The organism is Bacillus sp. GW821-FHT01G09 (assembly GCF_059422205.1).
On record NZ_JBWKWL010000003.1, the window covers coordinates 407,301 to 431,901 of the forward strand.

The following is a 24,601-nucleotide window of genomic DNA, read 5'->3' on the forward strand; positions in this document are numbered from 1 at the left end:
CATAAGGAGGGATTTTTATTATGGAGTTTATCGTCTATTTAGCAGGAGAAATCCACAGCAATTGGCGCGAGGAAATTAAAGAAAAAACAAAATCACTGAAGCTCCCGATTACGTTTGTTGGCCCGATGGAGAATCATGACCGCTCAGACAATATTGGTGAAGAAATTATGGGCGTACAGCCAAATGCCGTTTTAAAGGATGACAAAGCCTCTGACATCAACAACTTCAGAACCGCCGTCCTGATGAATAAAGCAGACTTTGTGATCGCCCTGTTTGGCGAAAAGTACAAACAGTGGAACACGGCAATGGATGCATCATATGCGATCGCAAAAGGAAAACCCCTGATTATCATCCGGCCGGAATCGCTCCACCATCCTTTAAAAGAGCTTTCCAATAAAGCGAATATTACGGTTGAAACCGTTAACCAAGCCATTAAGGCCCTTTCCTATCTATTTGAAACAGAATAAGAAAAAAGCTTGTCGATCCGGGCTTACTGCTCGTTCAACAAGCTTTTATGAAACCTACATATTTTCTTTAATCGCATCCACTGTCTGCTTATCGCAGGCTGTTACAAGTTTGATGAGCATTTCTTTAGCAGCAGCATAATCATCAATATGAATGATAGAAGCGTTTGTATGAATATAGCGGGAACATATTCCGATAACCGCTGACGGCACACCGCTGTTCGAAATATGAACCTTGCCTGCGTCTGTTCCCCCGCCGGATACAAAATATTGATATGGAATATCATGCGTTTCAGCCATATCAAGAACGAATTCCCTCATTCCGCGATGCATGACTGTCGTTCTGTCAAGAATGCGCAGCAAAAAGCCTTTTCCAAGCTGGCCGAATTCATTTTTGTCTCCGCTCATATCGTTTGCCGGGCTGGCGTCAAGGGCGAAAAACAAGTCCGGTTTAATCATATGAGAAGCCGTCTGCGCGCCCCTTAGCCCTACTTCTTCCTGAACCGTTGCACCCGCATAGAGTGTATTCGGAAGCTCTTTACCGTGTAATTCCTTCAGAAGTTCAATGCTTAAGCCGCATCCATATCTGTTATCCCATGCTTTTGATAAAATTTTCTTTTCATTCGCCATCGTCGTAAACGGACAAACAGGCACGATCTGCTGTCCCGGTTTAATGCCGATTTTGATGGCGTCTTCCTTATCATCCGCTCCAATGTCGATCATCATGTTCTTGATATCCATCGGACGGTTTCGCTGCGCATCTGTCAATAAATGCGGCGGTATGCTTGAAATCACACCCGGAACCGGCCCGTTATCTGTTTGAATTTCAACCCGCTGCGCAAGCAAAACTTGGCTCCACCAGCCTCCGAGCGTCTGGAATCTGAGCAGCCCGTTGTCTGTAATGGATGTCACCATGAAGCCGACTTCGTCCATGTGCCCGGCTACCATAATTCTCGGTGCGTCCTCTGCGCCTCGTCTGACTCCGAAAACACTTCCCAGTCTGTCCTGAACGATGTCATCGGCATATTTGGCTAGCTCCTGCTTCATAAAAGCACGAACCTGATGCTCATTGCCCGGCGCGCCGGGAAGCTGCGTCAGTGTTTGGAAAAGCGCTTTCGTTTCTTGATTCATGTTTTCCCCTCATTTCTATGTAGTCCTTTTATTTTATTAGAAACAATGAAGTTTTCCAAGCACCCTGACCCAATCTGCTCAATCAGCCGCGTATTGCTTAACAGGATTTGGCTGTTTCTGTATAATGAAAAGTACGATCAACCAGGAGGTGCTTTATTTTGAAATTGCGTCATCTTCTTTTAGGAGCAGGACTTGGAATTTGTACGGCTGTCGTTGTGAAACAATATGTGATGAAGCCTTATATTTCTTCAGAAAAAGCGCTTCGAATTGTAAAGTCTGCTTTTAAGCAGCGGGGCCCGATTGACGGATCATGGATTTACACCCAGCCGGAGCCTTACAATATTAACGGAGAAACGGTACAGGTATACAAAACCGGCATTACACGATCAGCTTTCGGAGAATTAGAACAGTATGAAGTCATGGTGGATGCCAAAACGGGAGAAATTGTTGATGTCATTGATACAATCGCCTCTTAACACCGGACAAGCAAAAAATAGAAGCCGCTGCCCACGCAGCGGCTCTTTTTTATTATATCGCGCGAATCGGTTTGTATACCGGATACCACATCGCATCCTGCACTGCCTGTATAATGTCTTCAGGCTCTTCCGTAGCGACGCCTTCCTTCATTGCGGTTTTTGCAACTTCAACAGCAACGGTTGCCGAAACAGTGCGCAAATCTTCAACTTTTGGAAGCATCGGCGCGCCAGGCACCCCGACATTGACCATACCTGCGATTGCCCGGGCACATGCTTCAAACATGCCGTCGGTAATTAATTTTGATTTGGTAACAATCGTTCCAAGACCGAGACCAGGGAAGACAAGCGCGTTGTTTGCCTGCCCGATATGATACGTAACTCCGTTATATTCAACTGGCGGGAACGGGCTTCCTGTCGTGATCAGCGCACGGCCTTCTGTCCATTCGATTAAATCCTCCGGCTTTGCTTCAGAAAGAGTTGTCGGATTTGACATTGGCAAAATCGCCGGCCGTTTCACATGTGACGCCATTTCTTTTACAATTTCTTCAGTGAAAGCGCCGGAAACCGTAGATGTGCCGATCAGGATCGTGGGTTTTGCCTGCCGGACCACTTCAAGAAGATCAATGCCTCCGCCGTCTCCGTTCCGCTGATAATCCTTCACTTCTTCAGCCGAACGAGCATACGACTTTTGGAAATCAAGAAGCTGATCCATATCATCTGTTAACAGCCCGTTTCTGTCTATGCACCAGAAGCGCTTGTATGATTCTTCTTCACTCAGTCCCTCGCGCACCAATGCTTCCCGCAGCTGTTCGGCAATTCCGATTCCTGCCGTTCCCGCTCCGAATATAACAACTCTGTGATCTCTCAGCGGAACTTTAGACGCTTTTGCACAGGATAAGACTGCGGCCAAAGAAACAGCGCCAGTTCCTTGGATATCATCATTGAAGGTACACACTTTATCTTTATAGCGTTTCAAAATGCTTCGCGCGTTTTTCGCCCCGAAATCCTCCCAATGCAGCAATGCATTCGGAAATGTTTCTCTCGCCAGCGCAACGTAGTCGTCAATAAATTGGTCATAGCGTTCCCCGCGCACTCTGGAATGCTGGTTGCCGACATAAAGCGGGTCGTTCAAGAGGCTCTCCTGATTTGTCCCAGCATCTAAAACAACAGCCAACACTCTGCTCGGATCAATGCCTGCAGCCGCTGTATAAACCGCCAGCTTGCCAATAGAAATCGCGATTCCTCCGACGCCCCAGTCACCGATTCCTAAAATTCCTTCCGCATCAGTTGCAACAATTAAATCAATCGTATCACTTTGATCTTTATACTGTTTAAATGCTTCTTTCATACCGTCCGGGTCATCGATTGACAGATAGAGCCCTCGTGGTTTTCTGTATTCATGGCTGTATCTCTGGATTGCCGTTCCGACTGTCGGTGTGTAGACAATCGGGAGCATTTCCCCTAAATGGTCATTTAACAGGCGGTAAAACAGCGTTTCATTCCGATCGTGCAGCGCCGTTAAATAGACATTTTTGCTCAAATCGTCAGGCTGTGCGGAATATTGTTCATACGCTCTTTTCGCCTGATCATCAATTGTTAATACCTTGGGCGGCAGAAAGCCTTTTAAACCAAGTTCTTTTCTTTCTTCCTCAGTAAAAGCAACACCTTTGTTCAAAAAAGGAACAGAGAGCACTTCAAGGCCTCTTAATGTTGTTTGAATGTCTCCTTCGTTTGTTACTCTGAATTGTTTCACCCTGCCTCTTCCTTTCTGAGCATAATTAGTACTAGGTTTGCATTATTAGCCGGAAAACATGCAGGGTAAACATAAAAATATGCTATTGCTTCATTCGCTTAACTGACTTTTTGATGCTTCCGTCCTCCTCCCATTGAAGCGCGCGATATTCGGCATCATGATAAAAAATAAACCAAGCGTCTTTTTCTGCTGCGAACGCCTGCCATTTCTGCTTTTGCGGGATAGAGGTCATCGGATAATCATCGTAAGCCAGCACCCATAGCGGATTGCGGTGGGCATGTGTCGGCATCAGATCTGCCATATGTACGGCAGTTTCACCCGCATCCTCGCATATCAGGACGCTGTGTCCGTCGCTATGGCCTCCGGTGTGATGCATTGTAATACCCTCTGTGATCGTTAAGGTGTCTTCAAAGGTTTTGACTTGGCCAGCTACAGCCTCCCAATTTTCTTTCCAATACGTATTTTTCGACCTGATATTCGGATGGCGCATTTCGTCCCATTCAACAGCTGATGTATAAATCACTGCATTCGGAAAGACAGAGACGAGCCGTTCACCTTCATATTCCGTTAAACCGCATGCATGATCAAAATGAAGGTGTGTCATTGCGATCACATCTATATCGGCAACCGTTAATCCGAGTGCTGCTAATGATGGTTTCACATTCGACTCTTGTGTCACGCCATAGTTTCGTTTTTGTTTATCAGTCAGCTTGCCGTACCCAATTCCGGCGTCAACGATGATATTGAGCCCATCCTTTTGAATCAAAATAGGGTCTGTTCTTAGTTCAATCTGGTTTTTTTCATTGACTGGATATTTTTTAGACCAAAGCGGCTTTGGAACGACGCCGAACATGGCACCTCCGTCCATATGCGTCACGCCCCCGTCAAGCCAGGTCAACGTGATATTACCAATTTTCATTGTTTCCATTTTCATCCCCCCTGTCATCATGGTAGCAAACGGCCCATAAAAAAAACAGACTCCTGTCAGAGTCTGTCTTTACGTTCTCCATTCAACCTCAGCCCGATAGATCGGCTGGCCGAGTGCAGAGAATTTTTCTTCATATTCTGTCATAATATTGCCTTCCAGATTGCTGTTATGCAAATCGAGGCTGACGTATGTCAGCAGCAGGCCGTACTCAGAGAAGCTCTTCAAAGAGTACTCAAACAAACCTCGGTTGTCCGTTTTAAAATGAATCGCTCCGCCTTTGCCCATTACTTCTTCATATTTTTTGAGGAAGTGGGAATATGTCAGGCGGCGTTTTTCATGCCGTTTCTTCGGCCAAGGATCAGAAAAGTTCAAGTAGACCCGTTTCACTTCCCCCGGCTCAAACACATCCGTCAGCGTGTCCGCATCTATATTCAGAAGCTTTACATTCTGCGCTTCGCTGTCTTTTACTTTTTGGACGGCTGTCACGATGACGCTTTTAAATAACTCAATACCAATATAATTGATGTCGGGATTTTGTTTGGCCATACCAGAAATAAATTGGCCTTTTCCTGTACCAACCTCGATATGGATCGGATTGTCGTTGCCAAACACTGTGTTCCATTTCCCTTTATAATCAGCAGGATTGCTGATGGCAATATCTGCGTTTTCAGCCAAAAAGTCATCAGCCCAAGGCTTGTGGCGCATTCTCATATGATTGACACCTCTATCTATTATTTCGACTAACAACATACCATGAATTAAAAAGACCCGCAAGCTCGTTTTTCCAGTGTATCTCTCTTAAGGCCGAGCGCATAAAAAAAGAGGGTCCCGTCTGCTGGAACACTCCTTTCACATGTATAAAAACGCTCTGTTTTGAACAATTTAACCCGTATGATACTGAAGGGATGTGTACCGTTATGGGTTTACATTATGAGCATCAAGTTCATTTATTGAAGGATATCTTGACTGACCATCAATTGGACTGCTGCGGAACAGTCGCAGAGTACGAGCAGCTTGAGCGTGTGATTAAATCACTGATGGCAAACACCGAGCTTGATTCAAATTTCAAAAACGTGCTTGAAGATGTTTACCGCTACAGCCAATCAGGAATATCGTCCAAATCCATCGACTCACACATACAAGAGCATCAGAACAGCCTGTCTCAATGGGTAGAGCAAATGGATTCGTATTCCTGATTAATCAACAATTCGTTTCATGAGGATATGCAGCTCTTCCATTGCATCATGAAATTCCTTGTCATTGCCTTTTGCTTTATGCCAGGCAATGAAAGTAATTGTTTCAGATAACACATACCAAGCCATTCGCAACCGAAGGCTTTCTGTCAGCTCTATGCCGTACATGCTCAGCCAGCTCTCCCAAGCTGGCTTTTCGACGTAGTGGTACAGCAAAGGCCCGAGGTCCATCGCCGGATCAGCGATCATGGCGCCGTCCCAGTCAATTAAATACAGCTGGTTGTCTTCAGACAATAGCCAGTTATTATGATTGACATCACAATGGCAAACGACTTTCTCACCGAAATGCACTTCATGCAGGTGTTCTTCCAAATACTTGATCCCTTCTTGAATCAGCGGCGAAGATTGCTGCACAGCAAATACAGCCTGCTTCAGCTGAGACAAAAGAGCCCCCGGGTTCAGCGGTTCTTTTCCAAGTCTCTTCAGCATGTCCAGCAAGGCTTTTGATGTGTGTATTTTACGAAGCAATTCAGCAACGGGCCGTCCGCTCATGTCTTTAGGCTTCAGCTCTCTGCCGGTCATCCAGTGCTGGGCCGTAATGACGTCCCCATTTTCCATCCGTTTTGTCCAAACCAGCTTCGGAACAATGCCTTCGGCGGATAAAACAGCTAAAAAAGGTGAGCTATTACGTTTTAAAAAAAGCTGCTGCCCGTTATGTTTCGCATAATATGCATCTCCTGTAGCTCCTCCGGCGGGGAAGATCTCCCAATCGCTACCTAGTAATTGTCCCAACCAGTTCATATCAATGTTCAACCCATCATTTCTTAAAATATTTTAGAATTAAGGCTAATCGTTTCTAGTCTATCCAGCGAATGCCTTTTTCGTACGAATCGTATAAAAATAAAAAAGACAGCTATTGAGAGTCTCATATGCTAATCAATAGCCGTCCTTTAAATTTTAGCGCTATAGCACAAACTTCGTCAAGCAAAACTCTTAAGATCTGATGCTAAATATAAGATAACCGTTCCGATGCCGTTTACTGCAACCGTTTTCTTGATTTCTGCCGGGTCTTCCTGAAATCCTGATGGATCACATAAAAGCCGATAAGGTATGTCGTTTGGCAGCCTCCACTCGACGGAGTCTGGACTCGCGTGATGGATAACAATGATATCTTTCCATTCGTCAACCTCGTCAAGATCATAAAGCCTGTATGCGATAAGGTGTTCTTTTAGCGTCAAGCATTCAAGATGGCGCTGGATGTCTGCAGCGGACCTAAGACGGAATGCAGGATGCGCTTTTCTCAGCGAGATCAGCCTGCGGATATAGTGAACATCTTCTTTGAACGTTTCACGGCGATCCCAGTCGAGCTGGTTGATGCTGTCACTGGATTGATAGCTGTTTTCCACTCCCTGCTTCGTCCGGAAAAATTCCTGGCCGCTGTGAATAAACGGCACCCCTTGGGCAAGCAAAATAATCGCGGCTGCAAGCCTTTGCCTGCTTCGCTTTCGGCTGTCATTTTCTTGAGGAAGCGCGAAGCTCATTTTATCCCAAAAGGTGTGATTGTCGTGTGATTCGACATAATTGATGGACTGGCTTGGTTCCGGAACAATCGGTGCTAATGCCTTCCATCCGGAAGACCCGGCAATTCCATGCATCACAGCTTGTGCTGATTCACTGCTGCCGAGCGCAAACCCTGCTGCCATAAGGTGAAAGGTGTTCCCTTTTACAGCGTCACGAAACATATCATTAAAAAAACCGATGCCCGGCATTCTTGGCGCGTTCGCCAAAGCAGCTTTCTGTTCATGCGGCAGCGGTGTAGACAGATCCCACCCTTCTCCAAAAAGCAGGATTCCGGGCTTTGCCTTAGTTGCTTTCTCTTTCATATAAAGCACGGTGTCAATATCTAAAATCCCGAGGAGATCAAAGCGGAAGCCGTCGGCATTGTATTCTTCAAGCCAATAGACCACGCAATCCGCAATGAATTTTCTCGCCATCCTTCTTTCTGATGCAATATCATTGCCAACGCCGGTGCCGTTTGACGGCATCCCGCATTCGTCGTGCCGGAAAAAATAACCTGGCACTGTCTTTTCAAAGGGGGAATTCTCCCTCTTATACACATGGTTAAAAACAACATCCAGAATGACTCGCAGACCGTGCTGATGCAGGGTATTGATCATTTGTTTCAGCTCTGTTTTTCTCGTTTGAGGATCATGAGGGTTTGAGGCATAGCTTCCCTCCGGGGCAAAGAAATGAAGCGGGTTATATCCCCAATTGTATGCATCAAGCGGCTTCTCTTCATCAACTCCGGCAAAATCATTCACCGGCAGAAGCTCCACATGTGTAACACCGAGCTCTTTTATATACGCCAGTCCAGAAGAACTGCCATTTGCGGTTTGTGTATCAGTTTCCGTTAATGCTAAGTATTTTCCCTTGTTTATCATGCCGCTGTTTTCATGGATGGAGAAGTCACGAAGATGCGTCTCATAGATGACGGCATCCACAGGGTGTGAGAATGGTTTAAGAGGAGCAGTCCATTTCATTTGATCCGGGCGCAAGACGACGCCCTTCTCTCCATTTACAGTCACAGCCTTGGCATACGGGTCAACGGTTTCCATCCATTCTGAATTGTTGCAGATGCAAAACAAATACTCATATCCGTGAAGGTCACCTGTGACCGTAACGGCATAGACGCCTTTTTCCAACCGAGTCATTTGGAATGTGCGCCCGCTTTTATTGGGGTGTGAAAGCTTGACAGCAGCTGAGGTTGCAGCAGGCGCCCATACTTTAAATACGGTATGATCCGCGGTATAAACGGCGCCCAGCTCTCCGTCATAATAAAATTCGTCATCAAACGCTGCCGTCCGGATGACCGCGCCAATTTGGAGATCCGTTTTGTGGCCGCTGGATGCTCTGACGCAATGGATTTTTCCAAATGTCACAGGATGGTCGGATACGCAGACGTACTTGTATTTTGCTTCAAGGGAGTATTCCTCCCTGACAGCCAGAGGAAAATCTGTTATTTCTGTCTCAAGCCGAAACGGCGGTGTCATGATTTCCTTTTGTTCAGCAGGAATCAGAACAGTAATGATATTCATGTCATCGACATACGCTTCGAAGCTGCGGCGGATGCTGACCATCGGAAGCTCTCTCCTCCAAACACGTTTATGTTTTGATTCTTAGGGGTGAAGGACTAGATGCCAGACGAAACGGGGTAGTGCCCATGATTTCTCCGTCAGCATGGAACGGGATTTTGTCCTTCGTGTAAAATGTAATGTCCTTCGCTTTAAACATCGTAACGCCATCCATCTTTGTATGTTTTCCCAATGCCATGAGACATAAAAGCCAATATTTTTTCAAAAACGGCTGGTTTTCAACGATTACGATATCAAATGTCTTCTCGCGCGGATTTGCTAGGGGCGCCGCCTTCATGCCTCCCCCGTAAAACGGATGGTTGGATACAACGGCAAACCAGACATCATGAAATTCGCGCGTCTCGTCTTCCGTCGTACAAGCTAACGTAAACGGCTTAAAGGTTGCCGAAGCGTGCAAATGAGAAAGCGGATACACAAGAAATCGAAGGCGGAGAAAAAGAAAAACCCGTCTCAACGGAAATTCCATCGCCTTTTTATTGACATATGCGTCAAACCCGATCCCGATATGATTCATAAAATAAAGAATCTGTGATTTATCCTGAAGAAAATTGACGCTCCCTAAATGAAAGGTTCTTGTTAACGGGCGCTTTACCTTCTTGATTTCCTGTATCAGATCGATTTTTTTAATAGAGAATCCTCGCGAAAAATCATTATACGCGCCCGCCGGCACAAAGCTCAGCTCAATATCGTCAACATCTTTCAGCCCGTTGACAACTTCATGCATGGTTCCGTCTCCGCCAATGACAATCAGGCGCTTCAGCTTATATTCCTGTATCGTTGAAATCTGTCTGGCGAGCACCTCCGCGTGTCCCGGATGTTCAGTTAAAAATGAACGGTGCTCAACCTTTCGTTTGATCAATTCTTTTTGAATGGACTTCCAAACACGCAGGCCGTTTCGATGTCCTGCTGTCGGATTAATAATAAAAAACCAATGGCTCATCTTTCTCACCTGCTTATGTTATGAGAAAACCGCTCAAATCGTTCTCTTTTACTCCAGCCACTCCTGTCTGCGATAGGAGTCAGACATGCAGTAAGACAATAGAGCCTTTGCAGCCTTTACCTGATGATGTTTGATCGGAGCAGTGTTTTTCTTCTGCCGCTCAATCCATTCTTCCGCGCTCCGCTTATCCGCTATTTCTAAGCCGTATGGCGGCTCCGGGTAATCGATGTACGACGTTCTGCTCAGAAGCAATTTTCGAACCGGGATCTCAGCCTGTTTTTCCTTTACGATCTTCGACACAACCGAGTCCGTACGAAACAGGCTAAGCCCTGGATTTAACACTGATGCAGTCTGAGAGGCTGTTTTCTTGTCCCAAAAACGATTTTTAGACCCTATGTAGACACTGTCTTCCTCAGCCTCTAAAAAAGAAACGCAATAAATTTCCAGAGGAGAAATAATCACAATGCTTAATTCAACCGCCGCCTGCTGAATTTTCAGCACAGGCTTATACATAATAAAATAAGAATCGGGCAGCTGCTGGGTCAGATAACGCAAAATGCGGTCCTGCTTCACCTGATTTGAGAGTTGAGATATTTCTGAAAGAGTAGAGCTTGCCCATTTGAGCTGAAAATCATATAAATGCCTTTTATAAAAAGAAGCAAGCGCCACCCTGCTCTTCGGGAGCCTTACATGAATATCTTCTTCGTCCTCAAACCATTGGTGTCTCTCTTCTTGTATATCGGCTTTTATCTCTTCTTTTCTTCTTTTCAATGAAAATTTTTTTCGTTTCTGCACCGGTTCCGGTTCTTCAGCACTGGCTTGCCTTTCTTCATGCTGGCGCTCCGCTGCTTCTACTAGTGAAAGCCAGCGCTCTTTTTTCAGACGTACAAACTGGTTGATATAATGGTACGGATCAAGCTCATATCTCGATATATAATCATGAATTTTGATGATTTGTGCCATGTTTGTTTCTCCACTCCGCAATGAATTAAGATAATTGAAATTTGAATATTTCCTCGTATTTTGGTGATTGGTTCAAGTGTATTTGAAAGAGCGAAAATCGTTCAGCCATCATCGAAACCTCGCCGCTTTCAAACGGAACATGAGCCGGAAATCCATCTTCGCCTGTCCATTTTCTTGCCAGCGTCATATGAGGATGATACGGTCTTTTTTCCACTTGAAAGCCGGCCTGAAGTACAGCCTGCTTCGTATGTTCCCGCAGTCTATCAAGCGTTTTGTTTTTCTTTGGCTCCAGATGTAAAACGCGCGGCCTTTTGCGGTCGCCGAATACATCTATCTTGCCAAACTCAATTGAAAATGGATCGATTTCTGAAGCAATCTCGGCTAGCGAACCTTCAAGCTTCTTTATTTGTGTCTCATCCGCCGCTCCGAGAAAAATTAACGTGATATGATAGTCAAGCGGGTGCACCCATTTTTGAAACGTCAATATCGGTTCGTTTTTCGCAGCCTGGTAGATCGGATTTGCAATTCCCTCAGGTATGGGAACGCCGATGAAATAATGAGGCCGTATATCTGGCATCCGTCTGACACTCCCTTCTTTGACAGCTATTATTTTATCAATAAAGAGGCTGTGCGGATAGAGGAACAGTGTATGAAAACACTCTCGCACAAACGTTTATTATGTTAGGATATTATATGACACTTGTTTTATTCAGAAAGGAATGACAATGTTGAAAATCGTTGCAAACACAGCTGATCTGATAGGAGATACACCGCTAGTGAGATTGAATCGGCTTCAGCCGGAAAATGCGGCACAAGTCTATTTAAAGCTTGAATTTTTCAATCCGAGCGGCAGTGTGAAAGACAGAGCCGCTTATCAAATGATCATAGAAGCTGAACAAAACGGTTTACTCAAGCCGGGATCAGTTATTATAGAGCCGACAAGCGGAAATACCGGCATCGGGCTCGCCATGAATGCGGCAGCACGCGGATATAAAGCAATTTTAGTGATGCCTGATACAATGACAAAGGAACGGATCAACCTGCTTAAAGCTTACGGCGCAGAGGTTGTATTAACTCCCGGAGAGGAAAGAATGCCGGGCAGCATCAAAAAAGCGAAGGAGCTTGCCGAACAAATTCCGAACAGCTATATTCCAATGCAGTTCGATAACACTGCCAATCCTGATGCGCACCGGAAAACAACAGCGCCTGAAATCGCCCGGGCAATAGAGGAAATCGGAAAACCGCTCGGCGCTTTTGTAGCCTCCTCTGGAACGGGCGGAACCATTACCGGAACAGGTGAGGCGCTCAAAGAGCTTTTTCCGGATATCACGGTTCATGTTGTTGAGCCAGCGGGTTCGCCTGTATTATCCGGCGGTAAACCTGGCGCGCATAAACTTGTAGGAACGAGTCCAGGCTTTATACCGCCGATTTTAAACGAAGACGTTTATGATGAAATTATCAAAATCTCTGATGAAGACGCGTATACGACGACAAGACGGCTCGCTGCTGAAGAAGGAATTCTTGTCGGTCCTTCATCAGGCGCTGCCTGCTTCGCGGCAATCGAAACAGCGAAACGCCTCTCTCCTGACAAAGTTGTGGTCTGCATGACAGCTGATACAGGAGAACGGTACTTATCAACTGATTTATGGTCATTTATTTAAAAAAAGGACTGGCTTCAGCAGAAGCCGGTCCTTTTATTTTGCAAGCTCGTAAATGGCCTGAGCATATAACGCTGTCGATCTCAGCAGGTCATCAATTTCGATATATTCATCCTTTTGGTGTGCGCTGTCAGGGCGTCCGGGGAACAGCGGGCCAAACGCGACACCGGCTTTTAAGGATCTCGCATAAGTCCCCCCGCCGATTGAGATTAAGTCAGCTTTTTTACCCAGCTGGCCTTCATAAACCTTTTGCAGGGTTTTGACTAACGGATGATCTGCGGACACGTGATGCGGCTTGCTGTCTTTGAATTCTCCCAGCTCAAATTCAGATGCGCTTTCGAATGTATCGCGGATCACTTTGCTTTCTGCTGTCACAGGATAGCGGATATTGATCCCGAGCTCGCCTCCTTGCCCTTCTTTATAGCGCAGTGTTCCGACATTTAATGTCAGCTCTCCGCTGATTTCATCCTCACAGTCGATGTCCAGTTTTTTTCCTCTTGTATCACCTGAGAACTTATCTGTCACAACTTGCACAAACCGCTTTCCTGCATCGTCAAGCTCAGTCTGCTGGAGAAATTCGCACAATAAAATGCCGGCATTGATCCCATTGTTCGGTTCCATCGCATGGCAGGAAAGACCGTACATACGCAAAATGAGCTGTCCGTTCTCTATTGCAGCTTCCCCTTTTTGGTCCGTCGTGCGGAGCATGTCTTTAAATGAAGACATAATCTCTTCTTTTTTCGGCCCTTCAATGACAGCTTCCGCAGCGTCAGGCACCATGTTTAAGCGAAGGCCTGATTGAAACGAGACAAGCACTGCCTTTGGTTCTGCTTGATTTGGGCGGTGCGGAATAAGTAAAGAAGCATCGATGATCCCTTTTTCCGCATTAATGATCGGAAAATCGGCGTCAGGCGCAAAGCCCATTGTTGGCATTTCTTCATGCTTGAAATAATGCTCTACGCATCTCCAATCGCTTTCTTCATCTGTTCCGATAATCATTCTGACTCGCTTGGACAGGGGCAAATTCATGTCTTTCACGATTTTCAGCGCGTAGAATGCCGCCATTGTCGGGCCTTTGTCATCAATGGCGCCCCTTGCATAAATCCGTCCGTTGCGGATTTCAGCTGAAAATGGATCACTCGTCCACCCATCTCCCGGCGGCACGACGTCAACATGGCAAAGTACGCCGATAATGTCATCGCCCTCCCCCCATTCAATATGACCTGCGAAGCCGTCAAGATTTTTTGTTGTAAAGCCTTCTTTTTCTCCAAGCTCCAGCAATGAAGTCAGGCTGGCGTTTACCCCTTCTCCAAACGGTTTACCGGGTCCGGCGGTTGTTTCGTCCATGACACTGTTGATTCTCAAAAATTCCTGCGTATCACGAATTAAATCCTCTTTTTTTCTGATCACTTCAACTTCCCAGTTCATAATGATCCCCTTTCCGCAAGAAATGACTTGCAAAAACCAAATAAAACGAATAATATTAATGGTGTTTTGTTAAAACGTTCGTAATTGGAGGATACTATGTTTCATCTAAAAGAGCAGCAAACATCCATAAAGCAAGAAATCATAGCAGGGCTGACGACCTTTTTCACAATGGTCTATATCGTCGTGGTCAATCCGGTCATTCTGGCTAACGCCGGGGTTCCTTTCGACCAGGTTTTCACCGCAACGATTATTGCCTCCATTGTCGGAACGCTGTGGATGGCCCTGGCAGCAAATTATCCGATTGCTATTGCGCCCGGCATGGGCTTGAACGCTTATTTAGCCTTTCATGTCGTAAGCGCAAGCGATGGCGGCATCACGTACGCAACAGCTTTCAGCGCAGTATTTACAGCAGGGGTTCTCTTCATTATTCTATCGTTAACGCCTTTAAGAAAACAACTTATAGAAGCGATTCCAAACAATTTAAAATACGGGATCACAACAGGGATCGGGCTGTTTATTGCTTTTATCGGTTTGCGTCAAGCGGGAATTGTGGCAGCTGATGAGTCAAACCTGGTCACTCTCGGCAATCTGCATTCACCTGGTGTTATCTTAACGCTGGTTGGCCTTTTGATCAGCGTGGTCCTGATGGTGCTGAATGTAAGCGGCGCTTTATTTATCGGAATGGCAGCTACCGCTTTGATCGCCTTTTTCACCGGTCAGCTCCATTTTTCAAAGGGATTTATGTCGCTTCCTCATTTGCCGGAAGGATTGATGATCTCAAATCCATTTACCGCTTTTGGCGATGTCATTCATCACGGCCTGTACGCTGTCGTCTTTTCTTTTCTATTAGTCACAATATTTGATACGACAGGCACGATGATCGGAGTTGCCGAGCAAGCCGGGCTGATGAAGAACAACAAGCTGCCGAACGTGCGAAAAGCGCTGCTTGCTGATTCAACCGCGACGACAGTAGGAGCTGTTTTCGGCACAAGTCCGACGACTGCATTTATCGAGTCTTCCGCCGGTGTCGCAGCCGGGGGAAGAACGGGGCTTACGGCTTTGACTGTCGCGGTGATGTTTGCGGCTTCAATGTTTTTCAGTCCGCTTGTCAGCGCCTTGTCCGGTATAGCCGCCATCACCTCGCCTGCTTTGATTATCGTCGGCAGCCTGATGATGGGTTCAGTTTCCAATATGAATTGGAAAGAGATGGACGAGGCATTTCCTGCGTTTCTCGTCATTCTAGCCATGCCTTTGACCTCGAGCATTTCTACAGGAATCGCGCTTGGCTTTATTTCGTACCCAATAGTAAAAGCAGCGCGGGGAAAATGGAGAGAGATTCATCCACTCGTCATCGTTTTCGCCATTCTGTTTTTCATCCAGCTGTTTATTTTATAAGGATAGACCAAAAAACCCAAACGTCGCCGTTTGGGTTTTTTATGTAAACAATAAAGAGACAGCGGCCGCTAAAAAACAACAGGCGGCAAACGCATAGTGCAGGATGTTGATACAGCTTTTTCTGGCCCGATAATATTCATCACTTTCCTTATCGGTGCCAATTAAAAAAGGGGCATCCATGACCTTGTCAAAAATAAGCGTCAGGATATAACGGCAAACCCCTGTGTATACCAGCAGCGCAATCACCTTCAGCCAAATTGGGGAAACAAATATGAGAACGGTGAAAGCTGACAGTAGCATGTACATCTGCCTTGCATACTCGCCATTCCTCAGCATGACTTTAAAAAACAACTCCTTATAGCCTGTGCAGATCGTTCGTCTTTTAAATATCCTTTTTGAATTTCGGTATAATAATGGTTTTCTTCTCATCCTGTCTTTTACTTTTGGCATTCCCGCCTCCTGACTCATCATCATCACAAGTCCTGCAAGGGCAAGCCTGCTTTTTTTCTCTTCAGTCACCTCAGCTTCAAAAGCCGTGAACGAGGCTGTCTTTTTCAAACTGCGGGCGACTGAAAAAAGCAAATATAAAATGCCAAAAAGCGCAAGCAAGTGCCACTCAGTAAAAACAATCAGGATAGCAGAACCAGCAAAAAGAATAGCTCTGACAAGGGTATCGCCAATCCATCTCGAAATGGAGCGCGGCTTTCTGATCCTGTCTTGCTTTAAGGATAAAAAGAATATATGAAGGCCAAACAAATAACACAATAGAGCAGTGCTTTCTGCGAATGTGATGAGAACAGAATGACTGATCAAGGGAAGGACAATGAAAAAGAGAAGCAGCCATTTAGCCAGCGTGGCCAGAAAAGAATACAAAAGCGCGTACCGTTTGAGCTGATAGATGATTTCCTTCTTTTGCAGCAAAAACACTTTGTCCGCTTCCATTAAAAATGTACGAATCGAACCTGTAAACATGATCAGCACACACACAGCATACAGCCATCTCCATTCCGCCACTTCAGACCACTCATAAAGAAGGCCACTTCCGTTCATCAAATCAATATACTGATAGATGACAAAAGCAATCGCCGGCAAAACGATATAGAGAGCGACTGTCCAGTCAATGACCGCATGCAATACTTTAAACTGATACTTATAATAGTCAAACAGCCTTCGAAAAAAGAGCGTACGCCCGTTCATAGCCGATCACCTTGAACTGCCTTATAAAAACAGTCAAGCAATGACTGCCCCTCTAATCCGGTCTTGTCCTGAATATCATTTAACGTGCCTTGGAGAAATAATGAACCTTTCTCAATCATATAAAACCGGTCACAGATTTTTTCCGCGGTATCGAGTACATGCGTGCACATAAGAATTCCGGCTCCACGTTCTTTTTCAGCCTTAAGCATGTCCACAAAGCGTTTCGTCGATATCGGATCAAGGCCGATAAACGGTTCATCAATCACATACATATCCGGCTTAGAGAGAAAGGCCTGGATAAGCATTAGTTTTTGCTGCATGCCCTTCGAAAAGGTGACAGGCAGCTCATGTTTGACATGATCTAGCGAAAACGTCTGCAGCAGGCTTTGGGCCCGATGCGCAAATTCACTCTCTTCAATGCCGTGAAGTGTGCTGATCAGATCCAAATGCTCCCACAGCGTCAGTTCTTCGTAGAAGGACGGATGCTCCGGAATATATGCAAATGAACAGTCGTTCCAGGCAATATGCCCTTTAAAATCTTCTGAAAGGCCGAGTATCGCCTTGATTGCGGTGCTTTTTCCGGCGCCGTTAGCTCCGATCAGTCCAACCAGTTCCCCTTTTCTTACTTCCAGAAAAACATCGGTGAGCACTTTTTTTCGGCTTGTATACCCGGCCTGTTCTATTGAAGCTTCAAGCAAATTTGTCAAAACTCACTCACCTCCAAAATTTACTACGAAACAGAATAAAAAAAGTTTCTTTAACCATAATAATATTGAGCCGAAATACATAGTAATCCAACAAGGATGGCTGCCCAACGCGAAATTGGAAAAAATTAATAGGAGTTATCCCTAGATTCATCACTGCAATATCGTGTATAATGAGGGCGAATTATTTTAACAATTACAGATGTCTGCCTTTGTTGCTATTTCGTACGCAGTTGATAGTCGTGAGTTGTGGTTAGTCAAGTCCATCCGATCTTATGATAGGGAGTGGTTTTTTGAAACCTTCAACAAACCGTATGCTAACTCGAATCAAATCAGTTTACATGTTTATTCAAGAAAAAGGTCTTGTGACAACACAGGAACTGGTTGACGAATTCGGCATTACACCTAGAACGATTCAAAGAGACTTAAATGTGTTGGCATATAATGATCTTGTTCATAGTCCAAGCCGTGGCAAGTGGGAGACAACGAGAAAGAAAGTAAAGATTACCTCATAAATTGAAAAATTACATAGGGCCGCCTGAGAGCGGTCCGATAGATAACAGGGCGAAGAAACCTACTGAGCCTTGTTTTTGTGTGCTTATAAATAAAACCCCGCATTCGGTATGCGGGGTTTTTGTCATGCTTGCGGCTCATTGAGCAAATGAAGCTCTTCCTCTGTCAGCTCACGGTATTCTCCGGGTGCCAGGGCCGGATCTAGGGAAACGCGTCCCATCGAAAGCCGCTTCAGATAAACCACTTCATTGCCGACTGCCTTTGCCATTTGCTTGACTTGATGGTATTTTCCTTCTGTAATTGTCAGATATATAACGGTATTGCCACTGTCGTTTGTTTTGATTTCCGCTTTTGCCGGCTTTGTTTTATAGCCGCCCTCTATGTAGACACCCGTTTCCAAATCGGAAATGTCTTCCCGAGAAATCTGTGATTTTAAATGGACTTCATACGTTTTTGGAACATGCTTTTTAGGAGAAAGGAGCCGATGTGCGAGCTGGCCGTCATTTGTGAGCAGCAAAAAGCCCTCTGTATCTTTATCAAGCCTGCCGGCTGGAAATGGCTCAAATCTCATCTCCTCCGGCGTCAGCAGATCGACCACTGTTTGCTGCCGGCTGTCCTCAGTCGCCGACAGCACGCCCTGCGGTTTATTCATCATAAGATAAATGAACTCTCGATAATCAACCGGTTCCCCGTATACGGTCACCTCCTGCGTATCAGGATCAACGTGCGCCTTTACATCTTTGGCAGGTTTGCCGTCGATCATAACGGCTCCAGCCTTCACAACGGCTTTGACTTCTTTTCTGGAACCATACCCGCTGTTGGCAAGCAGCTTATCAAGTCTCATTCCCAATCTCTCCTTTATAAAAGAAAGCCCGCAGCATGCGAGCCCTCAGTTTCATCATATCTAGTTCATCAGCCTGCATGTCTGCCTTTCCTTAAGAAACCTGGCAAACGGCGGCCTAAAATTTTCTGCAAAAATCCTAATCGGTAGCCGCAATACAGGTAGACTGCTCCGCCAACAGCGGCTGCGATCACCACAACAATCGCAGCTTGCAGCTGGCCATCCTGATAGGAAATAAAGAAGCCTAATACCCACTGCACGATTTTCACGGCAATACCCATAATGGCTGATAAGACCAGCATCAAAACAGTTCGTTTAACAAGTATCTTATACGAATAGCCTGCATGGCGCTTAATCATGATAAACCCATATAAAAGGGAAGCGATATATCCAAGCGCCGTCGCTAAAATCGCTCCGTCAGCCTGCATCAGTTTGATCAGCGGAACATTCAGCACAAGCTTGATCACGACACCGATCACAAGGCTGACAACCGCAAATTTTTGCTTATTGATGCCCTGCAGAATGGCTGCGTTGACTGTAAACAAAGAGAACAAAATCGCGACTGGCGAATACCATAGCAAAATGTTTGCCCCCAGTTCAGGATGAAGGCTCTCTGACCCGTAAAAGAACGTATACGTCGGTCCTGACAATAGAGAGATCCCGACAACAGCCGGAATAATTAAAAACAGGATCGTCTGCATCGTTTGATTAATCTGCTGATTTAACAGCTTATAGTTTCCGCTTGTAAACGATTCAGTAATCGTTGGAATTAATGTCAGTCCGAAAGCAGTTGCTAGGGAAACCGGGATCATCACGAGCTTCTGAACATACAGGGTTAGAATCGCAAGCATGTCCTGGCTGATGGCTTGATGACCGGCTTCAATCATCGCTTTGTTAAACGTATTTGTATCAATATAGTTATACAAAGGGATGGCTAGTCCGACAAAAACGTACGGAGCAGCATAGCTGAACAGCTCGAAAAACATTTTCTTGTAGCTTAGGTTTGCTGTCGGACCCGTATTCGGCATCATCGCCAGCAGGCTGCCCTTCCGTTTGTTCCAATAAATATAAAGCACGACCAGCCCCCCGAAGGCACCGATCAGCGCTGCGAAGGTTGCATAGCCCACAGCGATGACAAGGCCGCCGTTGAAAACCTTCAAAATCAAGAATGTCGCACTCAATAGAAAGATGATGCGGACAATCTGTTCAACGACTTGGGAAACAGCTGTCGGACCCATCATTTGGTGCCCTTGAAAGAATCCGCGGACAAGGCTCATAATCGGTACGACCAAAAGCGCTAAGCTGACCATGCGGATGACATAAACAACATGATCAATTGTCAGGCCGTTATTATCCTTGCCTCCCAGCGATATTTCCGCAAACATCGGAGCCGATAGATACAGAATGAAAAAGGCTATCATTCCTGTGACGAGCATAACCGACATGCCCGCCTTGAGCATTTTCCTGCTTGTCTCATAATCCCCTTTTGAATTATATTTGGAAACAAATTTAGAAACAGCGGCCGGAAAGCCCATCGTAGCAATATTCAAAAATAAAGTGTATTGGTTGTATCCGTATTGAAATAATGCACCGCCTGTCGCCCCGACCATAATGCTGAAGGGAATTAAATAGACCATCCCCAGAATCCGCGATATATATGTACCGAGCGTTAATACAAACGTGCCTCTTAACAGTTTGCTTGACATGTTTCTTCATCACCATTTTCTACGAAGATTCAACTTTTCTATTTTACCACAACTGGGCATTTAGACGGTAATAAATACAAAAGCAATCCTGTGAACATTCATGTCCGCGGCAAAAGACGTTTAAGGAGCGGCTTTCTTTCGCTATAATAGTACTGCGGACGGGGTGTCCGCACACGAAATGAAAAGAAAGTTGATGATAAAGATGAAACAATATGACGTAATCGTAATCGGCGGAGGCCCTTCAGGCTTGATGGCTGCGATTGCAGCAGGAGAACAGGGCGCTGGCGTGTTGCTGATAGATAAAGGAAATAAATTAGGACGGAAACTCGCGATTTCCGGGGGCGGCCGCTGTAATGTGACGAACCGCCTTCCTGTGGAAGAAATTATCAAGCACATTCCCGGCAACGGGCGTTTTTTATACAGCGCGTTTTCTGAATTTAATAATGAGGACATTATCAAGTTTTTTGAAAACCTCGGCATTCAATTGAAGGAAGAGGATCACGGCCGGATGTTTCCTGTGACCGACAAAGCCCAAAGTGTCGTTGACGCGCTGTTAAACAGGCTAAAGCAGCTCCGCGTAACAATCAGAACGAACGAGAAAATTAAATCTGTTATATATGAAGATGGACAGGCAGCAGGGATTGTGACGAATAATGGCGAAATGATCCATAGCCAGGCAGTCATTATCGCTGTCGGCGGTAAAAGCGTGCCTCATACCGGAAGCACGGGAGACGGCTATGAATGGGCTGAAGCCGCGGGCCATACCATAACAGAGCTGTTTCCGACAGAGGTTCCCGTCACTTCTGGCGAACCGTTCATTAAGCAAAAAACACTTCAGGGCTTATCACTAAGAGATGTAGCCGTCAGTGTGTTAAATAAAAAAGGCAAACCGATTATCACACATAAAATGGACATGCTGTTTACCCATTTCGGCCTCTCAGGACCTGCCATTCTGAGATGCAGCCAATTTGTCGTAAAAGAGCTGAAAAAACAGCCTCAAGTGCCGATCAGAATCGACTTGTATCCGGATATCAATGAAGAAACGCTTTTCCAAAAGATGTATAAAGAACTGAAGGAAGCACCGAAAAAAACCATTAAAAACGTGCTGAAGCCTTGGATGCAGGAGCGCTATCTCCTATTCCTGCTCGAAAAAAACGGCATCTCTCCGAACGTATCGTTTTCTGAGCTGCCGAAGGATCCTTTCAGACAATTTGTAAGGGACTGCAAGCAGTTTACTGTCCTCGCAAATGGCACACTGTCGCTTGATAAGGCATTTGTCACGGGAGGCGGGGTATCTGTAAAAGAAATTGACCCGAAAAAAATGGCTTCTAAAAAAATGGAGGGGCTTTATTTTTGCGGTGAAATTCTGGATATCCACGGCTACACAGGCGGATACAACATTACCTCCGCCCTTGTCACAGGCAGGCTTGCAGGGCTAAATGCCGGGCAATACGCCCGTTCTTAATCATTACTCTTTAAATCTCTTGCCGCCAAACTCACATTTGAACATTCCCCGCATTCATGTTAGGGTGAGACTTGTTTTGTTTCACCTGATTGCGGGGTAATTTTAAGAGAGGAATGAGCTGCCATCGTACGACCATACTAAGCCTGCGAGCAAGATATAGGCGTACACAAAAAATTAGAGGGTGAGAAATGTTGAAACATATATCTAGTGTATTTTGGATTGTGATTGCAATCACAGCTGCAGCTGTATTATGGGGTGTTATTTCTCCTGACAGCCTGCAAAATGTGTCTCAATCGGCACAAGCATTTATTACCGATTCATTTGGTTGGTATTATCTTTTAGTTGTCTCTTTGTTTGTCGGGTTTTGTCTCTTTTTGATTTTCAGCCCGATCGGAAAAATCAAACTCGGAAAGCCTGATGAAAAACCGGAATTCGGGTTATTATCATGGTTTGCCATGCTGTTCAGCGCAGGCATGGGAATCGGCTTAGTATTCTACGGTGCGGCTGAACCGATCAGCCATTACGCAATTAGCTCTCCATCAGGTGAAACAGAAACCCCCCAAGCCTTCAGAGATGCACTCCGCTATACGTTTTTCCACTGGGGTTTGCACGCTTGGGCCATTTATGCCATTGTGGCATTATGCATTGCCTATTTCCAATTCCGCAAAGGCGCACCCGGGTTAATCAGCAGCACACTGTCACCGATTCTCGGGGATAAAGTAAACGGACCGATCGGAAAGGCCATTGACTGTATTGCAGTTTTCGCCACTGTTGTCGGGGTGTCAACAAGTCTTGGTCTTGGCGCAACCCAAATTAACGGCGGTTTGAATTACCTGTTCGGCATTCCGAATGCGTTTATCGTCCAATTGGTTTTAATCATTATTGTGACAGTGCTCTTTTTACTTTCTGCGTGGAGCGGACTCGGAAAAGGAATTAAGTATTTAAGCAACACAAACATGGTATTGGCCGGATTGTTAATGTTGTTTATGCTCGTTGTCGGGCCTACAGTGCTGATCATGAACTCATTTACAGATTCTATCGGACAATACATTCAAAATATCGTTCAAATGAGCTTCAGACTGACACCGAATGATCCTGAAAAACGCGAATGGATTAACAGCTGGACAATTTTCTATTGGGCATGGTGGATTTCCTGGTCTCCATTTGTCGGCATTTTCATCGCCCGTGTATCCAGAGGCCGGACGATCCGCGAATTTTTAATCGGCGTCTTGGTGACACCTTGTATTTTGACATTTCTATGGTTCTCCATTTTCGGCGTATCAGCCATGGATCTCCAGCAAAAAGGCACGTTCAATGTAGCAAAGCTGTCCACTGAAACGATGCTGTTCGGAACACTTGATCACTATCCGCTGACAATGGTGACATCGATCCTTGCATTGATTCTGATCGCAGTATTTTTTATCACGTCTGCTGATTCAGCTACATTCGTGCTGGGCATGCAGACGTCGTACGGTTCTTTAAATCCGGCGAATTCTGTGAAACTCAGCTGGGGTATCATTCAGTCCGCCATGGCGGCTGTGCTCCTATATTCCGGAGGGCTTGCCGCTTTGCAGAACACAGCGATTCTGGCAGCGCTGCCGTTTTCTATCGTTATCCTGCTGATGATTGCCTCTCTCTATCAATCGCTCTCAAAAGAAAGAAGAGAGATCAAAAAAGCGGAGAAACTCGATAAACCGAGAAGTCCAAGAGTGAAAAAAGCATATTAACAAAAAAGATCTTTCCGCGCCTGCGGAAAGATCTTTTTATTTGCGATATAAAATAAGGGCGGAAAAACAGTAAAGCTGCTCGCCGTCTGGGTCGCACGCCGCCGAAACCGTATATTTGATATCAATCAGCTGCTCCTCCGATATCCCTTTTAAAAATGAATTGATTTCCGTTTGTAAGTCTTTTTCATGCTCTTCATCAAATACCGCTACCTTCAGCATTTTATCCGCTCTCCTTTCTCTATCAATCTATTCCGTTTGGAACAGCGTTATGATAGAGAAATGATGATTATCTCGTTTCCGGATAAAAAGCTTTCCGTATATGGGATTTCCTCTGTGGCTCGCCGCCGTGCTGCTCCACTTTCAGCAGCACGGCATAAACAATGCGCATATGACAGTAGCTGATAAGGCTGACGCTAAAAAAAGGGACAATGCCCGGCAGGTACGCAAGCAAGAAAAAGAGAGCAACAGTCAGCGCAAGCATAGCAAGCGTATATTGCAAATACGCCACACTGAGCAAGAGCGAAAATTTCACATACAGACGTTTTTTCCAGTCAAAATGGACAAGCAGCGGAAACACATAAAAAAGCATGGATACGAACAAAAAGCCAAATATCATAATGGCGAAGCGCAGGATGTGCAGAAGGAAATGACTTGGATAGATGAAGGCCAAATCAATATAAATGATCACTCCGATGAGCGCCAGTACAGCGCCGAGCAGATTTGAACGAAAAAATTCACCCTTATATTCCTGCCAAAACGTTTTGAGCACCGGAACGTTGTCCTGCCCCTGGATCCACTTCCGCATGACAGCGAATAAAGCCGCGGTCGCGGGCATGATGCCAAACACGCCGAGACCGAGTAACGTAAAAAACAGCCACAGCAAGTTTGTATACGCAAATCTCATAATCCATTCGCAAAAACGCAGCATCCGTCCCAGTGAGCCATCATGTTCCATGGCGCCCCCTCC

At 45.6% G+C, this 24,601-nt stretch carries 24 protein-coding genes; 8 read left to right on the plus strand and 16 right to left on the minus strand.

What is annotated here, in order from left to right; all coding sequences use genetic code 11:
• Positions 1-20: 20 nt before the first annotated feature.
• The gene (locus AC07VD_RS12725) at positions 21-467 is read left to right on the plus strand and encodes a YtoQ family protein (protein ID WP_003229263.1); all 447 of its coding nucleotides are present in this window, start codon (positions 21-23) and stop codon (positions 465-467) included.
• Positions 468-521: 54 nt separating this feature from the next.
• Here AC07VD_RS12725 and AC07VD_RS12730 read toward each other — a convergent pair whose 3' ends face one another.
• Positions 522-1,595, minus strand: coding sequence for a M42 family metallopeptidase (locus AC07VD_RS12730; RefSeq protein WP_014480574.1), 1,074 nt, complete (start codon positions 1,593-1,595; stop codon positions 522-524).
• Positions 1,596-1,753: 158 nt separating this feature from the next.
• On the opposite strand from AC07VD_RS12730, the gene AC07VD_RS12735 reads away from it, so the two are divergent.
• Complete coding sequence (locus AC07VD_RS12735) at positions 1,754-2,071, plus strand: PepSY domain-containing protein (RefSeq protein ID WP_014477682.1); 318 nt, start codon at positions 1,754-1,756, stop codon at positions 2,069-2,071.
• Positions 2,072-2,123: 52 nt separating this feature from the next.
• Here AC07VD_RS12735 and AC07VD_RS12740 read toward each other — a convergent pair whose 3' ends face one another.
• The 3 genes from AC07VD_RS12740 to trmB all read right to left on the minus strand — a co-directional run bounded on the left by AC07VD_RS12740 (position 2,124) and on the right by trmB (position 5,463).
• Positions 2,124-3,824: an NAD-dependent malic enzyme gene (locus tag AC07VD_RS12740; RefSeq protein ID WP_494721767.1), complete on the minus strand. Its 1,701-nt coding sequence runs from the start codon at positions 3,822-3,824 to the stop codon at positions 2,124-2,126.
• A gap of 82 nt (positions 3,825-3,906) precedes the next feature.
• Positions 3,907-4,752: a YtnP family quorum-quenching lactonase gene (locus AC07VD_RS12745; RefSeq protein ID WP_024572201.1), complete on the minus strand. Its 846-nt coding sequence runs from the start codon at positions 4,750-4,752 to the stop codon at positions 3,907-3,909.
• 69 nt (positions 4,753-4,821) lie between these two features.
• Positions 4,822-5,463: a tRNA (guanosine(46)-N7)-methyltransferase TrmB gene (trmB, locus tag AC07VD_RS12750; protein WP_021480321.1), complete on the minus strand. Its 642-nt coding sequence runs from the start codon at positions 5,461-5,463 to the stop codon at positions 4,822-4,824.
• A gap of 206 nt (positions 5,464-5,669) precedes the next feature.
• Here trmB and AC07VD_RS12755 point away from each other — a divergent pair, with 206 nt between their 5' ends.
• Positions 5,670-5,948 (plus strand): YtzH-like family protein, encoded by a 279-nt coding sequence (locus AC07VD_RS12755; protein WP_003237926.1) that lies wholly within the window; start codon positions 5,670-5,672, stop codon positions 5,946-5,948.
• Here the strand turns inward: AC07VD_RS12755 and AC07VD_RS12760 are convergent, their stop codons facing one another.
• The 5 genes from AC07VD_RS12760 to thpR form a co-directional block, all read right to left on the minus strand.
• On the minus strand, positions 5,949-6,746 hold the full coding sequence (locus tag AC07VD_RS12760) for a phosphotransferase family protein (protein ID WP_009967993.1): 798 nt from the start codon (positions 6,744-6,746) through the stop codon (positions 5,949-5,951).
• Positions 6,747-6,925: 179 nt separating this feature from the next.
• Positions 6,926-9,082, minus strand: a complete 2,157-nt coding sequence (pulA, locus tag AC07VD_RS12765) for a type I pullulanase (RefSeq protein WP_461728867.1) — start codon at positions 9,080-9,082, stop codon at positions 6,926-6,928.
• A 25-nt stretch (positions 9,083-9,107) separates the two neighbouring features.
• Entirely contained in the window at positions 9,108-10,037 is a 930-nt protein-coding gene (locus AC07VD_RS12770; protein WP_185183625.1) for a YegS/Rv2252/BmrU family lipid kinase, read from the minus strand.
• 48 nt (positions 10,038-10,085) lie between these two features.
• Entirely contained in the window at positions 10,086-11,000 is a 915-nt protein-coding gene (locus AC07VD_RS12775) for a hypothetical protein (protein ID WP_003229241.1), read from the minus strand.
• 25 nt (positions 11,001-11,025) lie between these two features.
• The gene (gene thpR, locus AC07VD_RS12780; protein ID WP_128738127.1) at positions 11,026-11,577 is read right to left on the minus strand and encodes an RNA 2',3'-cyclic phosphodiesterase; all 552 of its coding nucleotides are present in this window, start codon (positions 11,575-11,577) and stop codon (positions 11,026-11,028) included.
• 148 nt (positions 11,578-11,725) lie between these two features.
• Between thpR and cysK the strand changes: the two genes are divergently transcribed.
• Positions 11,726-12,661 (plus strand): cysteine synthase A, encoded by a 936-nt coding sequence (gene cysK, locus AC07VD_RS12785; RefSeq protein ID WP_003229237.1) that lies wholly within the window; start codon positions 11,726-11,728, stop codon positions 12,659-12,661.
• A gap of 33 nt (positions 12,662-12,694) precedes the next feature.
• On the opposite strand, the gene pepV is transcribed toward cysK, so the two are convergent.
• On the minus strand, positions 12,695-14,086 hold the full coding sequence (gene pepV / locus AC07VD_RS12790; RefSeq protein WP_116316205.1) for a dipeptidase PepV: 1,392 nt from the start codon (positions 14,084-14,086) through the stop codon (positions 12,695-12,697).
• Between the two features lie 96 nt (positions 14,087-14,182).
• Between pepV and pbuO the strand changes: the two genes are divergently transcribed.
• Positions 14,183-15,481, plus strand: a complete 1,299-nt coding sequence (gene pbuO, locus AC07VD_RS12795) for a hypoxanthine/guanine permease PbuO (RefSeq protein WP_003229234.1) — start codon at positions 14,183-14,185, stop codon at positions 15,479-15,481.
• 39 nt (positions 15,482-15,520) lie between these two features.
• Here the strand turns inward: pbuO and AC07VD_RS12800 are convergent, their stop codons facing one another.
• Entirely contained in the window at positions 15,521-16,678 is a 1,158-nt protein-coding gene (locus tag AC07VD_RS12800) for an ABC transporter permease (protein ID WP_426723176.1), read from the minus strand.
• Positions 16,675-17,385: an ABC transporter ATP-binding protein gene (locus tag AC07VD_RS12805; RefSeq protein WP_251233291.1), complete on the minus strand. Its 711-nt coding sequence runs from the start codon at positions 17,383-17,385 to the stop codon at positions 16,675-16,677. Before AC07VD_RS12805 ends, AC07VD_RS12800 begins: the two co-directional genes overlap by 4 nt.
• Before the next feature lie 290 nt (positions 17,386-17,675).
• On the opposite strand from AC07VD_RS12805, the gene AC07VD_RS12810 reads away from it, so the two are divergent.
• Positions 17,676-17,897, plus strand: coding sequence for a DeoR family transcriptional regulator (locus tag AC07VD_RS12810; protein ID WP_003152337.1), 222 nt, complete (start codon positions 17,676-17,678; stop codon positions 17,895-17,897).
• A gap of 122 nt (positions 17,898-18,019) precedes the next feature.
• On the opposite strand, the gene AC07VD_RS12815 is transcribed toward AC07VD_RS12810, so the two are convergent.
• The gene (locus tag AC07VD_RS12815) at positions 18,020-18,739 is read right to left on the minus strand and encodes a pseudouridine synthase (protein ID WP_017695479.1); all 720 of its coding nucleotides are present in this window, start codon (positions 18,737-18,739) and stop codon (positions 18,020-18,022) included.
• Between the two features lie 68 nt (positions 18,740-18,807).
• The gene (murJ, locus tag AC07VD_RS12820; RefSeq protein ID WP_014480588.1) at positions 18,808-20,442 is read right to left on the minus strand and encodes a lipid II flippase MurJ; all 1,635 of its coding nucleotides are present in this window, start codon (positions 20,440-20,442) and stop codon (positions 18,808-18,810) included.
• Between the two features lie 202 nt (positions 20,443-20,644).
• Here murJ and AC07VD_RS12825 point away from each other — a divergent pair, with 202 nt between their 5' ends.
• Together AC07VD_RS12825 and opuD are read left to right on the plus strand one after the other, a co-directional pair.
• Positions 20,645-21,907: a BaiN/RdsA family NAD(P)/FAD-dependent oxidoreductase gene (locus tag AC07VD_RS12825; protein WP_072173641.1), complete on the plus strand. Its 1,263-nt coding sequence runs from the start codon at positions 20,645-20,647 to the stop codon at positions 21,905-21,907.
• A 188-nt stretch (positions 21,908-22,095) separates the two neighbouring features.
• Positions 22,096-23,634, plus strand: coding sequence for a glycine betaine transporter OpuD (opuD, locus tag AC07VD_RS12830; RefSeq protein WP_015384403.1), 1,539 nt, complete (start codon positions 22,096-22,098; stop codon positions 23,632-23,634).
• A gap of 36 nt (positions 23,635-23,670) precedes the next feature.
• On the opposite strand, the gene AC07VD_RS12835 is transcribed toward opuD, so the two are convergent.
• Both AC07VD_RS12835 and AC07VD_RS12840 read right to left on the minus strand, forming a co-directional pair.
• Positions 23,671-23,853: a sporulation protein Cse60 gene (locus tag AC07VD_RS12835; RefSeq protein WP_003223398.1), complete on the minus strand. Its 183-nt coding sequence runs from the start codon at positions 23,851-23,853 to the stop codon at positions 23,671-23,673.
• A 67-nt stretch (positions 23,854-23,920) separates the two neighbouring features.
• A complete protein-coding gene (locus tag AC07VD_RS12840; RefSeq protein WP_015251427.1) occupies positions 23,921-24,589 on the minus strand; it encodes a YesL family protein in 669 nt (222 codons plus the stop codon).
• Positions 24,590-24,601 lie beyond the last annotated feature (12 nt).

Bases quoted from the DNA above. Each gene is read 5' to 3' on its own strand.
- AC07VD_RS12725 (WP_003229263.1), top strand. From the start codon at position 21: ATGGAGTTTATCGTCTATTTAGCAGGAGAAATCCACAGCAATTGGCGC.
- AC07VD_RS12730 (WP_014480574.1), bottom strand. From the start codon at position 1,595: ATGAATCAAGAAACGAAAGCGCTTTTCCAAACACTGACGCAGCTTCCC.
- AC07VD_RS12745 (WP_024572201.1), bottom strand. From the start codon at position 4,752: ATGGAAACAATGAAAATTGGTAATATCACGTTGACCTGGCTTGACGGG.
- trmB (WP_021480321.1), bottom strand. From the start codon at position 5,463: ATGAGAATGCGCCACAAGCCTTGGGCTGATGACTTTTTGGCTGAAAAC.
- AC07VD_RS12755 (WP_003237926.1), top strand. From the start codon at position 5,670: ATGGGTTTACATTATGAGCATCAAGTTCATTTATTGAAGGATATCTTG.
- AC07VD_RS12760 (WP_009967993.1), bottom strand. From the start codon at position 6,746: ATGAACTGGTTGGGACAATTACTAGGTAGCGATTGGGAGATCTTCCCC.
- pulA (WP_461728867.1), bottom strand. From the start codon at position 9,082: ATGGTCAGCATCCGCCGCAGCTTCGAAGCGTATGTCGATGACATGAAT.
- AC07VD_RS12770 (WP_185183625.1), bottom strand. From the start codon at position 10,037: ATGAGCCATTGGTTTTTTATTATTAATCCGACAGCAGGACATCGAAAC.
- AC07VD_RS12775 (WP_003229241.1), bottom strand. From the start codon at position 11,000: ATGGCACAAATCATCAAAATTCATGATTATATATCGAGATATGAGCTT.
- thpR (WP_128738127.1), bottom strand. From the start codon at position 11,577: ATGCCAGATATACGGCCTCATTATTTCATCGGCGTTCCCATACCTGAG.
- cysK (WP_003229237.1), top strand. From the start codon at position 11,726: ATGTTGAAAATCGTTGCAAACACAGCTGATCTGATAGGAGATACACCG.
- pepV (WP_116316205.1), bottom strand. From the start codon at position 14,086: ATGAACTGGGAAGTTGAAGTGATCAGAAAAAAAGAGGATTTAATTCGT.
- pbuO (WP_003229234.1), top strand. From the start codon at position 14,183: ATGTTTCATCTAAAAGAGCAGCAAACATCCATAAAGCAAGAAATCATA.
- AC07VD_RS12800 (WP_426723176.1), bottom strand. From the start codon at position 16,678: ATGAACGGGCGTACGCTCTTTTTTCGAAGGCTGTTTGACTATTATAAG.
- AC07VD_RS12815 (WP_017695479.1), bottom strand. From the start codon at position 18,739: ATGAGACTTGATAAGCTGCTTGCCAACAGCGGGTATGGTTCCAGAAAA.
- murJ (WP_014480588.1), bottom strand. From the start codon at position 20,442: ATGTCAAGCAAACTGTTAAGAGGCACGTTTGTATTAACGCTCGGTACA.
- AC07VD_RS12825 (WP_072173641.1), top strand. From the start codon at position 20,645: ATGAAACAATATGACGTAATCGTAATCGGCGGAGGCCCTTCAGGCTTG.
- opuD (WP_015384403.1), top strand. From the start codon at position 22,096: ATGTTGAAACATATATCTAGTGTATTTTGGATTGTGATTGCAATCACA.
- AC07VD_RS12835 (WP_003223398.1), bottom strand. From the start codon at position 23,853: ATGCTGAAGGTAGCGGTATTTGATGAAGAGCATGAAAAAGACTTACAA.
- AC07VD_RS12840 (WP_015251427.1), bottom strand. From the start codon at position 24,589: ATGGAACATGATGGCTCACTGGGACGGATGCTGCGTTTTTGCGAATGG.